Origin of the sequence: Streptomyces nojiriensis (genome assembly GCF_017639205.1) — a bacterium.
In the GTDB taxonomy this organism is placed as follows: domain Bacteria; phylum Actinomycetota; class Actinomycetes; order Streptomycetales; family Streptomycetaceae; genus Streptomyces; species Streptomyces nojiriensis.
Window position 1 is genome coordinate 8,618,065 of sequence record NZ_CP071139.1, and the last position, 14,073, is coordinate 8,632,137.

Here is a 14,073-nt window from a genome sequence, read left to right on the forward strand (position 1 = left end):
CATCCTCACACAGCACCGAGGCGGCGGAATTGATGGGTGGCCAGGGGGAAGAGTGACGAGAGGATGTCCGACCGCAGCTCTCCGGTGAGGGCGGACGCGAGGAATTGCGTGCACGATACGGAGTGGTGTTCCCATCGGGGGCCTCTCACCTCGTTCACCATGACGGTCCATTCGTTCGGCTCAACGCCCGGAAGGACGAGCCAGTACAGGCATTCCCCGTTGTCCGTGGTCGCCCAGGGGATGACCACGGCCCCCTCGGTCTCCAGTTCTGCCGGCTTCTTCTCGACTGTCCACAGGTCTTCCAGGTCGTCGAACTGGTACTCGGCCCACTTGAGGAGGTCGTAGTGCCGGTTGGGGCAGTCGGGCTCCAGGACGTAGAGGTAGTCGTCCCAGTGGCTTCCCCCGTAGAGGCCGATGAGCTCTTTGTAGTCGTCGGGGAGTCCGACCGCGAGGATGCCTTCGACCTCGCCCCAATCCTTGTGGCGGGGCCGGCTCGGCGCCGGGGCGATCTCGAGGAGACGGGGAAGCGCGTTGGCCATGACTACCGGGTCTCCGTCGAGACGGGGTCGAGGAAGAAGACGCACTGGGCCGCGTTGAATTTGCCCACCTCGGCGACGAAGCGGAACTTGTCGCCCGCGCCGACGGTGTCGGGGATCTTCTTGCCGGTCAGCTTCAGGTCCGAGATGTTGACGTCCTCGTACTTGAAGGCCGGGCCGACCCCCGTGTTCGGTCCCTTGTCGCCCGGGCCCAGGAGGAGGTCGTAGCGGGTGTGCTGGTCACCGTGGGGCGCCATGTTCACGATCGACCCGTCGAACGAGATCGTCCGACCCGCGTGCCTGGTCGCGAAGTCCAGGTTCGCGCCGTCGCACGTGTCCCCCTTCAACAGCGCCGCGAACTCCGGGTCGTTCTGAGGAGTGATCACCTCAGCGGCGGCCGACACGGCAGCCGTCGGAGTCGACGCAGCGGAAGGCTTGTCGCTCGCAACGGCCGTCGACTTGTCCGACCGGTCCTTCTTCCCGCCCCCGTCCTCGAGTGCGGCGCCGGTACCGATGACGACGGCCAGGATCACGAGGACGGCGGCCGCCGTGCCGATCAGGAGCCTCGGCTGCGGCTTCTTCGGCCGACGGAATTCGAGGGTGGAGCGCAGCATGCCCTGGGCTTCCCGGTCCACGAGTTCCCAGCCGTCCTTCTGCATCTTCGAGATCACCAAGCCGTCGGTGCCGCGAACCGCCTGCACGGTCTTGTACTCGTACCTGATCTCGTCAGCCATGCGGTTCCGCGTCCCCCCCAATGGACTCTTCCCAACAGATGCCTCGCGAGCATAGGGGACTCCGCGAGGAACTCAGATGCCGGACGGGGCCGAACCGCCCGAGTTCAGCAGGGTGAAACCGAGATGGGTCACGGTATGGAGGGCCGCCTTCCGCTCCCGGGTGAGGGAGGTCAGCCCGGCGCCGCGCAGCGTGGTGGCGTGCTCGCTCGCGCTGGCCGGTGAAATGCCCGCCCGCTCGGCAAGCTGCGAAGTGGTGCACGCAGGATGGTCGGCTATCACGCACAGCACGACCGCCCTGGTACGGCCGAGGAGCGCGGACAGAGCCGGTGGCACAGGAGAGTCGACCTGGCGCGAATCGGCCGGGGGAGCCCACAGGCCGGCCGCCTCCACGGGGCTGTTCAGCGCCGGATACACCATGACGACCGTGTCGGACCGGGGGCCGGCGAACAACTGGGGGACCGGACCGCAGAACACCGATGGAGCCAGAACGAGTGGACGGCCCGCCAGGTGGAAGTCGGCTTCCGGGTGGTCCAGCGGCCGGTAGCCCGGGATCTCCAGTACGGGCGGCTTCCACACGGCCATCGGGCGCAGGCTGTCCAGCAACGCCCCCACCCCGCCCTCCACCATGAGCCGCCCCCGCCGGGCCACTTCCCCGTCCAGGTGCCGATGGATCCGTCCCCAGTACGGCGCCACCGCGACGCGGTGGCAGTCCTGCAGCGAGGAGACGAGCCTCCGCACGGCCCGCGGGTCGGCACTCATCGCTTCGGTCAGCCACGGCGCCCGCCACCCGTCCCTGGACGGAAGCACGGCGAACTCCGCGCGCAGCCGACGGCCCGGCGTACCGTTCAGCCGCTGCACCCCCTCGTCCATACAGCCTGCCGCGCCCACCAGGGTGAACAGATCCACCAGACCACCGGCGGGTCGGCTGAGGAACCGCGCCGTGTCCGGCCCGTCACTGGTGACCAGCGGGCCCGTGCGCATCCGCCAGCCGCCGAACAGCGCCTTGCGATCACGCCGCTGCAGGTTCCACAAGCTCAACTGCGTCTCCGCGAGCGGACCCAGAACAGTGACCCTGACCAGTGCCAGATCCTCCGCAGCGAAGTGAAACCGCAGCACGCCTACCTCCTCGCCCGCCCCTGCAGGAGATGCTCCCCACCGCCCTCGATTCGGGACAGACCGAAACGAGTCGACTCCTCTTCCGGCCCGGGTGGATCCTGCTCGGCAAGGGAGCCGGCCCAGGGCACCCCTGACCTTCCCGCATCCCGCACGCCCCGCCGTGCCTCGCCGGAGGCGCCTTCTCGGGCAGCAGCGAAGGACAGGATCCGGGCCATACCAGCGGAGGCGACATGTTGGCCGAGGAGTACGGGTACGCGGTATCGCCCAGACCGGCGGCACAGGTGCGGGGAGTGGCGCGCAAGGCGCAGAACGTTCTGGAGCCGGGATACGCGAGCAGGATCGCCCAGGGCTTGGCGGGCGGGATCCTGGTGACGGTGGTACTGGCCGCGATCTTCCACATGCCCTTCGTGGTGGCGGGGGGAATCGGTCTGATCGGTTTCATCGGCCTGTGGCCCACCGAGCTGGCGGCCCGCAGGAAGGACGCACTGAAGACGCTCGATCAGGAACCGTGGCAGGTGTGGCCGTGCCGGCTGGACGGGGAGGCCAGCCCGGACCACAAGGCGATGGTCGGGGCCCGGGTCCAGCTGCTGGCACCGGACCGCACCCCCGTCGCCGCGTTCCGCGGGTCGATGTCCCCCGAGGACTGGATGTCGGTGCGCGACGGGCGGGGCGTCGTCTGGTTCTGCGGGGACCTGCGGGTCGGTGGTTGGCTCGCGCTGCCCGCCCGGCCTGCGGCCTCCCTGTTCCGGGCCGTCCCGGCGCCGGACATCCTCGGCGCCGGGGCGCCGACGACCGGCACGCTGGTCGGGCTGGAGGAGACCGCCATAGCGGTGGCCACCAGCGAAACCGTGTGGGCGTGGATCAGTGAGGCGTAGCCGCTCGAAGGCCGGGGAGCCCCGGGGCGGAGGCCCCGGGCCCCCCACCGTTCCTCGGCCGGGACCGCCGTCGGCCGGGACGCCCCGTCAGCAGAAGGATCTTCCGCACCTCCTCGGAGGGAACCGGCCTCAGCCGATGGCCGCCAGGACGCGGTCCGGGGTGAGGGGGATTTCACGGATCCGGCAGCCGGTCGCGTGGTGGAAGGCGTTGCCGATGGCCGCCGCCGTGCCGACGATGCCGATCTCGCCGATGCCCTTGCCGCCCGTCGGGTTGAGGTGCTTGTCGTGCTCGTCCAGCCAGTGCACCTCGATGTCGGGCACGTCGGCGTGGGTGGGGACGTGGTAGGAGGCGAGGTCGTTCTCGGTGAAGTCGCCGAAAGCCGGGTCCATGGTGCTGTGTTCGGTGAGGGCCATGCCCAGGCCCATGACCATGCCTCCGACGAACTGGGAGCGGGCGGTGAGCGGGTTCAGGATGCGGCCCGCGGCGAAGACGCCCAGGAGCCTGCGGACCCGGACCTCGCCCGTGACGGTGTCGGCCTGCACCTCCGCGAAGTGGGCGCCGAACGCGTGCCTGGCGTACGGGGACTTCTGCTTGGCGGAGGCCGTCGTATCGGCGGGGACGGACACTCCGGTCTCCGGGATCGGGCCGGAGCGGCGGGCGAGCAGGGCGACCAGGCTCGTGCAGGCGTCGTGGACCGCCCAGCCCCAGGAGGCCGTACCGGCCGAGCCGCCGGCCACCGAGCCCTGCGGCAGCGCGGAGTGCCCGATCTCCACCGTCACCCGGTCCAGGGCGACCCGCAGCGCGTCGGCGGCGACCTGCGCCAGGACGGTGCGGGCGCCGGTGCCGAGGTCGGTGGCGTTGATCTGTACGAGGTACGTACCGTCGGGGAGGGCGTGCGCCCGCGCCGAGGAGGGGGCGACGTACACCGGGTAGGTGGCGGATGCGACCCCGGTGCCGATCAGCAGCGGGCCGTCCCGGCGCGGTGTGCGGTGCGCGGCCCAGCCGAACCGGGCGGCCCCCTCGCGCAGGCATTCCACCAGATGGCGGCTGCTGAACGGGTGGCCGCTGTCGGGTTCCGCGTCGGGTTCGTTGCGGACGCGCAGCTCGACCGGGTCGATGCCGAGGGCGCAGGCCAGCTCGTCCATGGCCGACTCCAGGGCGTACATGCCGGGACTCTCGCCGGGTGCCCGCATCCAGGAGGGGGTGGGCACGTCGAGGGGCACCACGCGGTGGGTGGTGAGGAGGGCGGGCGCGGCGTACATGACGCGGGCGGGGACGGCGGCCTGTTCGACGAACTCCCGGACGCGGGAGGTGTGGGTGGTGACCTCGTGGGCGAGGGCGGTGAGCGTGCCGTCCGTACGGGCGCCCAGGCGCACGCGGTGCAGGGTGGGCGCGCGGTGGCCGACGACGGCCGCGAGGTGGCGCCTGGGCAGGGCGATGGTGACGGGGCGGCCGGTCTGCCGTGCGGCCATCACGGCGAGGACGACGTGCGGGCGGGGAGTGCCCTTGCAGCCGAAGGCGCCGCCGACGTGTTCGGAGACCACCGTGACGCGGTCCGGGGGCAGCCCGAAGAGGGAGGCCAGGGTGGAGCGTACGAGTCCGGACCCCTGGCTGGAGTCGTACACGGTGAGGGTGCCCCCGCCCCCGTCGCCGCCCCCGTCGCCATCGGTGTCGGCGTCCCAGCGGGCGGTGGCGGCGTGCGGCTCCATGGGGTGGTTGTGCAGCGGCGGTACGGCGTACGCGCAGTCCACGCGTACCGGCGCGGCGGCGAACGCGGCGGCCGCGTCGCCCTTCTCGCGGTGGGCCGGATAGCCGCCGTTGACCACCTCGGGGGTGTAGGCGGCCGGGTGGCCGGTGTGCAGCACGGCGTCGTGGGGCTCGGCGTCGTAGCGGACGCGGACGGCCGCGGCCGCGGCCCGGGCGGCCTCCGGGGTCTCGGCTACCGCCAGGGCCACGTACCAGCCGCGGTGGGGCACGTCGGGGTCCTGCAGCACGCGGAGGGTGGGGTCGTCGCAGGGGCCCAGCCGGGGCGCGTCGTAGGGCGTGAGGACGGAGAGGACGCCGGGCAGCGCGAGCGCGCCTGCGGTGTCGACGGCGGTGACGCGTCCGCGGGCCACGGTGGCGGGCACCGGCCATGCGTACGCCCGGTCCGGCAGGGCGTGCTCGGCCGCGTAGCGGGCCCTGCCCGTGACCTTCTCCGGCCCCTCCCGGCGGGTGGCGGGGCTGCCGAGGGAGGGTGCCGGTGCGGCGGGGCTGGAGTCCATGGCGGATCCTCGCGATCGGGGCGGGGCGAAGGGGCGAAGGGAGGTCTCAGGAGCGGGAGCCGCGGGAGAGGGGGCTCCCGGAGAGGGAGTTGAGCACGTCGCAGGCGAGGTTGCGGGCGAGGAGGACCTTGAAGGCGTTGTCGCGCAGCGGCTCCGCCGAGTCGAGCTCGGCCTCGACGGCCTCCCGTACGGCGCTCTCGGTGGGGGCGGCGCCCAGCAGCCGTTCCTCGGCGGCCGTGGCGCGCCAGGGGCGGTGGGCGAGCCCGCCGAAGGCGAGCGCGACATGGCGGACGCGTCCCCCGGAGACGTCGAGCACGGCGGCGACGGAGGTGAGCGCGAAAGCGTACGAGGCGCGGTCGCGGGCCTTGCGGTAGTGGGACGGGAGGCCGGCGCGGTCCGGCGGGAGCGTGACCGCCGTGACGATCTCGCCGGGCTCCACGACGGTGTCCCGTTCGGGGTGGTCGCCCGGCAGCCGGTGGAAAGCGGTCGCGGGCACCGTACGGGCGCCGTCGGGGCCCTGGAGTTCCACGGCCGCGTCGAGCGCGACGAGTGCCACGGCCATGTCGGACGGGTGGGTGGCGATGCAGTGCGGGGAGTGGCCGAGGACGGCGTGGTCCCGGTGGACTCCGTCGCGGGCACCGCAGCCGGTGCCGGGCTCCCGCTTGTTGCAGGGCTTGGCCACGTCCTGGAAGTAGGGGCAGCGGGTGCGCTGGAGCAGGTTGCCGCCGGTGGTGGCGACATTGCGCAGCTGGGCCGAGGCGCCGGCCAGGAGCGCCTGGGACAGCGCGGGGTAGCGGGTGCGGACGAGGGGGTGGCGCGCGAGGTCGCTGCCCCGCACCCCGGAGCCGATCCGCAGGCCGCCGTCCGCGGTCTCCTCGACGGAGCCGAGCGGCAGGCCGGCCAGGTCGATGAGGGTGTCGGGGGTTTCGACCCCGAGCTTCATGAGGTCCACGAGGTTGGTGCCGCCGCCGAGGTAGCGGGAGCCGGGCCGCGCGCCGTGGGCGGCGACGGCCTCGGCGAGGCCGGTGGCGCGCACGTACGCGAACGGCTTCACGCGACCACCCGCCCGTCACCGGGAGCCTGGGCCGGGGCGGCGGCCTGCACGACCGCGGCCGCGTCCTGTACGGCGTCCACGATGCGGGGGTACGCGCCGCAGCGGCACAGGTTGCCGCTCATCGCCTCGGCGATCCCGGAGCGGCTGAGGTCCGCGGCCCCGGGGTCGGCGGCCGCCTCGGCGAGCAGGCCGGCCGCGGAACAGAGCTGGCCGGGCGTGCAGTAGCCGCACTGGAAGGCGTCACGTTCCATGAAGGCCTCCTGCAACGGGTGCAGGCCGTCCGCTCCGTCGCCGCCCAGCCCTTCCACGGTGGTGACCCGGGCGCCGTCGTGGGCGACGGCGAGCAGCAGGCAGCTGTTGGCGCGCCGGCCGCCGACCAGGACGGTGCAGGCGCCGCACTGACCGTGGTCGCAGCCCTTCTTGGCGCCGGTCAGCCCGAGGTGCTCCCGCAGCAGGTCCAGGAGGGTGACCCGGTGGTCCACGTCGAGCTCGTGGCGCCGGCCGTTCACATGCAGCCCGACGACGGAGCGGGTCTCCCGCACTGGATGCACCACTGTTGCCCCTTTGCCCAGGAATATCGGTAGACCTCCCTCGGATAACCGGCCGGGGCGGATCTCACACCTCCCGTGTGGGACAAGCGGGTGCGTGGCGGTGGACCGGGACGTGCTGCCGGTCGTCCGGCAGCGGGGGCGATCGAGAGGACCGCGCATCCGTGGTCCAAGCGGCTGACCACCGCGCTCGAGACGCACCTGGTGTGCCGATCGCCATGGTCGAACCCTACAAATTCGTGATCATGAATCGATTGATCAACCCGCTCATGAGTCTTGCCCTGGCTTGACACAGTGGAGACATAGCCAGTCCAACCGGCTGTTAGATCACTACAAGGGGGAACCGTCATGGGTACGGGCATCAACGGAGTTGTCGTCACCGGCCTGGGGGCCACCACCCCGCTCGGTGGCGACGCGGAAGCCACCTGGCAGGCGATGCTGCGCGGCGAGAACGGCATCCGCGCCATCGAGGAGGAGTGGGCCGCTTCCCTCCCCGTACGCATCGCCGGGCGGGTGCGGCAGGAGCCGGCCGAGATGCTCGACCGGGTGCAGGCGCGGCGGCTGGATCGCTGCGAACAGCTCGCGCTGGTGGCCGCCCGCGAGGCGTGGGCGGACGCGGGGCGGCCCGAGGTGGACCCGGAACGGCTCGCCGTGGTCGTCGGCACCGGGACCGGCGGGGCACTGACCCTGCTCGGGCAGGACGACATCCTGGAGTCCTCCGGCGTACGCAAGGTCTCCCCGCACACCGTTCCGATGCTGATGGCCAACGGCCCGGCGGCCTGGGTGTCCATCGAGCTCGGCGCGCGCGGCGGCGCGCACACGCCGGTCAGCGCCTGTGCCTCCGGCGGGGAAGCCCTGTCGCTCGCCCTGGACCTGATCCGGCTCGGACGGGCCGACGTGGTGGTGGCCGGCGGCACGGAGGCCTGTGTGCACCCGCTGCCACTGGCCGGGTTCGCGCAGGCCAAGGCCCACTCGACGCGCAACGACGAACCGGCGGCGGCCTCCCGCCCCTTCGACACCGGCCGCGACGGCTTCGTCATCGGCGAGGGCGCGGGGCTGGTGGTCCTGGAGCGGGCGGAGTTCGCGGCCGCGCGCGGGGCGCGGGTGTACGCGCGGCTGGCGGGGGCGGGGGTGACCTCGGACGCCCACCACATCACCGCCGCCCATGCGCCGGGACAGGTACGCGCGATACGCACCGCGCTGGCCTCGGCCGGGCTCGCCCCCGCCGACGTCGCGCTCGTGCTCGCGCATGCGACGTCGACGCAGGCGGGCGACCTGGTGGAGGCGCGGTCGATCGCCGAGGCGGTGGGCACGCACGCCGCGGTGACGGCGACCAAGTCCATGACGGGGCACCTGTTCGGGGCGGCGGGCGCGTTGGGGGCCATCGCGGCCGTGCGGGCGGTGTACGACGGGGTGGTCCCGGCGACCCGCAACCTGGAGTCCCCGGACCCGGAGATCGGCCTGGACGTGGTCGTGGGCGGCCCCCGCCGGATGCCGGTGCCCGCCGCACTGGCGAACGCCTTCGGCTTCGGCGGCCACAACTCCGCCCTCCTCTTCACCTCCGCCTGACCGTATCCCCGCCCGGCGCCCGTCGTACCGCCGCGGGGTGGGCCGGTCAGTTCCGGTTCGCCTCCAGGGTGTCCTTGGCCACGAGAACGCCGTCGGACCAGCACAGCCGGTAGAGGTCCACCTGGTCCAGCAGGTCGCGACCGGAGCGGTAGAACCGGCAGTCGGCACCCGGCGGCCGGGGTGCGGAACGGGCGTGGTCGGGCGGATACGGGAAGGCGCGGGCCGGGAGCAGATGGCCGAGCTCGGCGCGGGGTCGTCCCGGCTCCAGGGCGTCGAACCGGGACGGCGGGAGTACGCCCGTCGTCAGCTGCCAGGCCAGATAGGCGGCGGCCGGGACGAAGAACGCCGCGGCGGCGGCGGGCGCCGCGCATGCGGCAATGGTGCGGCGCCGCGCGGTGCGCCGCACCGCGGCGAGGCGTTCGGCGGATTCCGAGGCGGCGCCGTGGTCGTCGCGCCTTCCGCTCCGGGTGGCGGCCGCCTGCCGCAGGGGGCGGGCGGGGGCCTGGTGGGGGAGGACGGCGGTGACACGGAAACCGCCCTCGTGCGGCCCCGTGTGCAGGGCGCCGCCGAGGACCAGCACCCGTTCCCGAAGCCCTGTCAGTCCCCGGCCTCCGGTCGTGGGAGCCCGTTCGGCCCGCTCGTCCCGCGCGGCGGCGTTCACGACGCTCACGCGGGTGTGGTCGGCCGCGTGGTCGATCCCCACCCGGACGGCGCGTCCCGGGGCGTGTTTCACGGCGTTGGTGAGGGCTTCCTGCACCACGCGGTACATCCCGCGTTCGACCAGCGGTGGCAGGACGGGCACCGCTCCACGCCGTTCCCAGCTCACCGGCACTCCGGAAGCGGCCGCCCGGCCGAGAAGGTCGGCGACCGTGTCCTTGACGGACGGCCCGCCCGCGCCCTCCCGTGTCTCCGTTCCTTCCCGCCGCGGTTCGTGCAGGACGGCGACGGTCTGCCGCAGCTGCTCGACGGCGTCGGCGATCGTGCCGCGCAGCTCGGCGAGGTCGGCGCGGTCACCGTCGGTGAGATCCGGGGAGAGTTCCAGGGCGCCGGCGCGCAGGGCGACCAGGCTCAGGACATGCCCGAGGGAGTCGTGCATGTCGGCCGCGATGTCCGCGCGTTCGGTCAGCCGCGCCCGCTCCGCGACGAGGTGCTGGCGCTCCTCCAGGCTCTGGGCCAGCCTCCATCCGTCCCGCACCAGTTCACGCCGACCGCGCCAGTGGCGTCCCGCCAGCCACGGCAGCAGGAGCGCGGCGGGCAGCACCGTCAGGGTGTAGAACCACCACACGGCCGGCACCTGCAGCACGGCGCAGACCGCGACGTCGACACCCATGCACGCCGCGAGCACCACCAGCGGTCCCCGGGCCCGTGCGACCCGCACACCGAGCAGACAGCTCAGCGCAGCCAGCGACAGGACATGGGCGTTGGCCGGGGTCGCGGAATCGGCCAGGCCCAGCGCGCACAACCCGTTGACGACGAGCACCGCCACCGCCGGCCGGCTGCGGGACAGCGGTACGGTCACCGCCAGCACGGCCAGGGGGTGCAGCAGGTCCACCACCGGCGAGGAGGCCCCGCCCGCGTCCCGGAACCCGTATCCGGTGACGGCGGCGAGCACGGCCCACAGCGCCCCGTCGGCGAGAAGGAGCCCGGCCGGGGGAATGCGAGGGTGCCGCATGGTGCGTGGAGTCCTTTCGGTCGGGTGCCGGGACGTGCTTGCATCGATTGTCCGGGACGTGCACCTGGCGCCCGCCGGTGCCCGGTACCGCGCCGACGCGCCGTCAGGCGTCCCTGCGGCGCAGCACGTACAGGCCGGTCAGGTGCGCCGCCGCGGTCCACGCGGCCACGATGAGGACGGCGGTCGCCGAGGAGTACGGGGCATCGCCGCCGACGCGCATGAAACGGTCGCCGGCTCCGTACGGCAGGGCGTCGTTCACGGCCGCGAGCGCGTCGCCACCGAGCCCCAGGAGCACGCTCGGCAGCGCCCACAGCAGTGCGGCGAGGGCCGACAGCGCGCCGGCCGGGTGCCGCGCGGAGAAGGCCACACCGACGGTGAGTACGGCCACGAGCGCCTGGTAGACCCCGATCGCGAGGATCTGGCCGATGGTCGTGGCGGCGTCGAACGAGGCCCGCCCGTCGAATGCCACCCAGGCGACGACCGTGCCCACCACGGCGGACAGGGCACCGGTGAGGAATACGACGATGCCCGTGACCAGCGCCTTCGCCGCCTGGACCCGGTGCCGCCGTGGCACCCACAGCAGGGAGGCCCGCATGGTCCCCGTCGAGTACTCGGAGGTCACCGCGACCGTGGCGAGGACGACGGCGGCGAACTGGGTGACGACGACGGAGGCGGCCGCCGCGTTCCCGACGGGCTGGACCGCCTGTTCGTTGATGCGGGCGATCGAGGCGTAGTAGAACGTGAACACGGCCGTGACCGCGAGCCCCGCCAGAAGGCAGAGGGCGGGGGCCCGGACGGACCGGAGCTTCGTCCACTCGCATGCCAGGGCCCCGGCGAAACCACCGGATGTGCTCCGTCCCGGAACCCCGTGTTCCTCCCGTGGCAGCGCAGGGGTCCGCTTCCCGGACGATGTCGCGGTGATCACTGCCGTCCCCTCTCCTCGGTGGCGTCGGACGCGTACTCGACGCTCCGCGCGGTCAGGTCCATGTACGCCTGCTCCAGCGACACCCTCACGTCGCTCAGCGCGTGCAGCCGCACGCCGCAGTGGTGGGAGAGGTCACCGACCTCGGCGGCGCTCATGCCGTGCACGGCGAGCTCCCCCGACGCGGATGTCCCCACGCTGACGCCGTCGGCCGCCGTCAGACAACCGACCAGCGTGGACCGCCCTTCCGGGTCGGGCACCGAGGCCCGTGCCGAGGCAGGCGATGCGGCGGCCAGGAACTCCGCCAGGGAGGAGTCGCTCAGCAGCCGCCCCCGCCCGATCACGACGAGGTGATCGGCCGTCACCTGCATCTCGCTCATCAGATGGCTGGAGAGGAACACGGTGCGCCCCTCCGCCGCCCGGTCCCGCACCAGCCTGCGGATCCACCGCACACCGTCCGGGTCGAGGCCGTTCACCGGCTCGTCCAGGATCAGCACCGGGGGGTCGCCGAGCAGGGCGCCCGCCACTCCGAGCCGCCCGCTCATGCCCAGCGAGTACGTTCCGGCCGGTCTGCGGGCCGCTTTGGCCAGGCCCACCACCTCCAGCACCTCGTCCACCCGGCGTGCCGGAATGGCGTTGGCCCGGGCCTGGGCGAGCAGGTGCGCGCGACCGGAGCGGGCCGGTTTCCTGCTCAAGGCGGACGACCCCAGAGAACTCCTCAACGGGGTAAGGGCGGTCGGCGCCGGCGGTGTCTACCTCTCCCCCCGCGTCGCCGGCCGGGTCATCGCCGGAATGCGCGCCCACCGCACGGCACACCCCCACCGCTCGCTGGACCGGCTCACGCAACGGGAGCGCGACGTCCTGGCAGGGCTCGCCGCAGGGCTGTCCAACGCGGAGATAGCGAGCCGGCTGCACCTCGTCGAGGGCACCGTGAAGGCACACGTCAGCGCCGTCCTGGCGAAACTGGGTGCCCGTAACCGAGTGGAGGCGGCCGTCGCCGCCCACGAGGCCGGCCTGACACCGCCGCGCAGCGGCTGAGCAGGGCCCTCCGCGCTTGTTGAGCGCTGTGCCCCGGCGGTCGTCCGCCGGGGCACAGGTGCGTCAGCGCCGGGAACCGGTGTCAGGGAGTGCAGTTCAGGGTGCCGGCGCGCAGTGCGTGGCCACCGTCGTTGGTGTCGTCGGACCACACGACCGGCTTGTGGCCGGCGGTGCAGGCGGACTGGGGGGCGATCGCGAAGCCCTCGTTGTTGTAGTTGGGCATGCCGGTGGGCCGGTCGTGGACGGCGGTGGCGGTGAACTTGCCCTGGGCGTCGATGTCGAGGGTCGAGGTCCGGCCCTGGCAGGTGTCGTCGCAGGCCGCCCACAGGTGGCCGGTGGCGGCCTCGAACTCCAGGTCCATCACGCCGGTGAAGCCGGCGGCGATGGCGGCGACGCGGGTGTAACCGCCGCCGGACAGGTTCAGGGCGTAGGCGTAGACGGTTCCGTTGGCCTCGACTCCGGCGAAGAACAGCCCGCTGCCGTGGCCGGGGTAGGAGGCCGGGTCGTAGACGGCGCCGGTGTGCTCGTCGCGGAAGCCGTGCGCAGTCAGGAACGAGTCGGGTACCCACGAGATGGCCTCGGGCCCGGCATTGGCCGGCAGGGAGGGCAGGTCGGAGGTGAGGTTCCACTCGGCGGTCGCGTTCAGGGAGGAGGCGCCGGAGGAGGTGTCGTAGCGGAGGATCTTCGGCAGGCTCGTGGAGCCGTTGCCGTTGTCGCGTTCGGTGGCGACGAACAGGCCGTCGGGGGTGACGACCACACCCTCGGCGTCGGGGTCGCCGCTGCCGTTCGCGTAGTGCAGGGTCTTGCCCGTCGCCCAGCCGCCGGCCGGGTCGGGGCGCCATGCCGAGCCGTTGGGTACGAGCCGGTAGAGCTTGCCGGGCCCGTTGTCGACCGCCCAGAGCACGCCGGCGCTCTCGAAGGACAGGCCGCTGAGGTTCTCCCCGAACACGTTGGAGGCGTCCGCAACGGTGACCGCGGAGTCGCCGGGCCAGGGCCCGGGGGTGGGCTGGCCGCCACCGGAGGTGCCGCAGGCGTTGGCCGCGCCCTTGGTCGCGGCGGTCGTGGTGGTGAACGCGCCGCTGCCGTCCGGGCAGCGGCCGTAGGTGGTGGCCGCGTGGGCGGTCCAGGTGGCGGAGTCGACCAGGGTGGAGCCGTCCGCCGTGAACAGCCGCGCGGAGTCGGAGCTGCCCAGGCCGAACGACGACTCGACGTCCAGCGCGAGGAAGGCCCCCGGGGCCAGCGAGGTGTTCTTGGCGATCGTGTAGGCGTGGGAGTTGTCGTTGTCCTTGACGACCCACTTGGAGATGTCGACCGCGGTGGTCCCGGTGTTGACGAGCTCGATCCAGTCACCCGGGCTGCCGCCGCTCGACTCGACCTCGTTGATCCGCACCGTCGGCTGCACCTGCGCCGAGGCCGGCGCACCGGACAGGCCGACGGCCAGGGCGGTCAGGGTGACGGCGATGATGTGGGCTTCTCTACGCCAGTTCGTACGCAACGGCCGGTCCTCGTCTCATCCGGTGGGCAGGCGAGCGCGCCCGCGCTCCCGGCGAAGCGTGGGGCACCGCGGCAGCCACGGGCTGAACACGCCGCGAACACCGCGGGTAGGTCGTAGAACGGGCTCACCCCGGACGGTTTTGGCCGTCGAGGCCCCACGGCAGGCCGAGCGAGCCGGTGGACCGCCCGGTGTTCCAGGAGGTGAACGACCCGGGCCGGAAACCGCCCCCTGGCGCGTCCTCGTCCTCGA

12 protein-coding genes and 1 pseudogene are annotated in these 14,073 nt (G+C 73.2%); 3 read left to right on the top strand and 10 right to left on the bottom strand.

The features are described 5' to 3' along the window. Positions 1 to 5: 5 nt before the first annotated feature. From JYK04_RS38955 to JYK04_RS38965, 3 genes are all read right to left on the bottom strand, one after another. Positions 6 to 539: an SMI1/KNR4 family protein gene (locus JYK04_RS38955; protein ID WP_189744651.1), complete on the bottom strand. Its 534-nt coding sequence runs from the start codon at positions 537 to 539 to the stop codon at positions 6 to 8. A gap of 2 nt (positions 540 to 541) precedes the next feature. Beyond that, positions 542 to 1,270 carry a DUF4839 domain-containing protein gene (locus tag JYK04_RS38960; RefSeq protein WP_189744653.1) on the bottom strand — a complete coding sequence of 243 codons (729 nt, stop codon included), beginning with the start codon at positions 1,268 to 1,270 and terminating at the stop codon, positions 542 to 544. 72 nt (positions 1,271 to 1,342) lie between these two features. Then, the gene (locus tag JYK04_RS38965) at positions 1,343 to 2,386 is read right to left on the bottom strand and encodes a winged helix-turn-helix domain-containing protein (RefSeq protein ID WP_189744655.1); all 1,044 of its coding nucleotides are present in this window, start codon (positions 2,384 to 2,386) and stop codon (positions 1,343 to 1,345) included. Between the two features lie 230 nt (positions 2,387 to 2,616). On the opposite strand from JYK04_RS38965, the gene JYK04_RS38970 reads away from it, so the two are divergent. Further along, positions 2,617 to 3,261: a hypothetical protein gene (locus JYK04_RS38970; RefSeq protein WP_189744657.1), complete on the top strand. Its 645-nt coding sequence runs from the start codon at positions 2,617 to 2,619 to the stop codon at positions 3,259 to 3,261. A 129-nt stretch (positions 3,262 to 3,390) separates the two neighbouring features. Here JYK04_RS38970 and JYK04_RS38975 read toward each other — a convergent pair whose 3' ends face one another. The 3 genes from JYK04_RS38975 to JYK04_RS38985 are packed head-to-tail and all read right to left on the bottom strand — an operon-like array spanning position 3,391 to position 7,134. After that, the gene (locus tag JYK04_RS38975) at positions 3,391 to 5,526 is read right to left on the bottom strand and encodes a xanthine dehydrogenase family protein molybdopterin-binding subunit (protein WP_189744659.1); all 2,136 of its coding nucleotides are present in this window, start codon (positions 5,524 to 5,526) and stop codon (positions 3,391 to 3,393) included. A 46-nt stretch (positions 5,527 to 5,572) separates the two neighbouring features. Continuing rightward, positions 5,573 to 6,580, bottom strand: a complete 1,008-nt coding sequence (locus JYK04_RS38980; RefSeq protein WP_189744660.1) for an FAD binding domain-containing protein — start codon at positions 6,578 to 6,580, stop codon at positions 5,573 to 5,575. Next, positions 6,577 to 7,134 carry a (2Fe-2S)-binding protein gene (locus tag JYK04_RS38985; protein ID WP_229876668.1) on the bottom strand — a complete coding sequence of 186 codons (558 nt, stop codon included), beginning with the start codon at positions 7,132 to 7,134 and terminating at the stop codon, positions 6,577 to 6,579. Before JYK04_RS38985 ends, JYK04_RS38980 begins: the two co-directional genes overlap by 4 nt. Positions 7,135 to 7,476: 342 nt before the next feature. Here JYK04_RS38985 and JYK04_RS38990 point away from each other — a divergent pair, with 342 nt between their 5' ends. After that, positions 7,477 to 8,697, top strand: a complete 1,221-nt coding sequence (locus JYK04_RS38990; RefSeq protein ID WP_189744662.1) for a beta-ketoacyl-[acyl-carrier-protein] synthase family protein — start codon at positions 7,477 to 7,479, stop codon at positions 8,695 to 8,697. A gap of 46 nt (positions 8,698 to 8,743) precedes the next feature. Here the strand turns inward: JYK04_RS38990 and JYK04_RS38995 are convergent, their stop codons facing one another. The 3 genes from JYK04_RS38995 to JYK04_RS39005 form a co-directional block, all read right to left on the bottom strand. After that, entirely contained in the window at positions 8,744 to 10,369 is a 1,626-nt protein-coding gene (locus tag JYK04_RS38995; protein WP_189744664.1) for a sensor histidine kinase, read from the bottom strand. 103 nt (positions 10,370 to 10,472) lie between these two features. Continuing rightward, positions 10,473 to 11,294: an ABC transporter permease gene (locus JYK04_RS39000; protein ID WP_189744665.1), complete on the bottom strand. Its 822-nt coding sequence runs from the start codon at positions 11,292 to 11,294 to the stop codon at positions 10,473 to 10,475. Further along, a complete protein-coding gene (locus tag JYK04_RS39005) occupies positions 11,291 to 11,908 on the bottom strand; it encodes an AAA family ATPase (protein WP_308431111.1) in 618 nt (205 codons plus the stop codon). Before JYK04_RS39005 ends, JYK04_RS39000 begins: the two co-directional genes overlap by 4 nt. 61 nt (positions 11,909 to 11,969) lie before the next feature. Between JYK04_RS39005 and JYK04_RS39010 the strand changes: the two are divergent. After that, positions 11,970 to 12,329 (top strand): annotated as a pseudogene (locus JYK04_RS39010) (LuxR C-terminal-related transcriptional regulator); the annotation flags it as partial. A gap of 82 nt (positions 12,330 to 12,411) precedes the next feature. Here JYK04_RS39010 and JYK04_RS39015 read toward each other — a convergent pair. Continuing rightward, positions 12,412 to 13,824: a lamin tail domain-containing protein gene (locus JYK04_RS39015; protein WP_229876669.1), complete on the bottom strand. Its 1,413-nt coding sequence runs from the start codon at positions 13,822 to 13,824 to the stop codon at positions 12,412 to 12,414. Between the last annotated feature and the right edge of the window lie 249 nt (positions 13,825 to 14,073).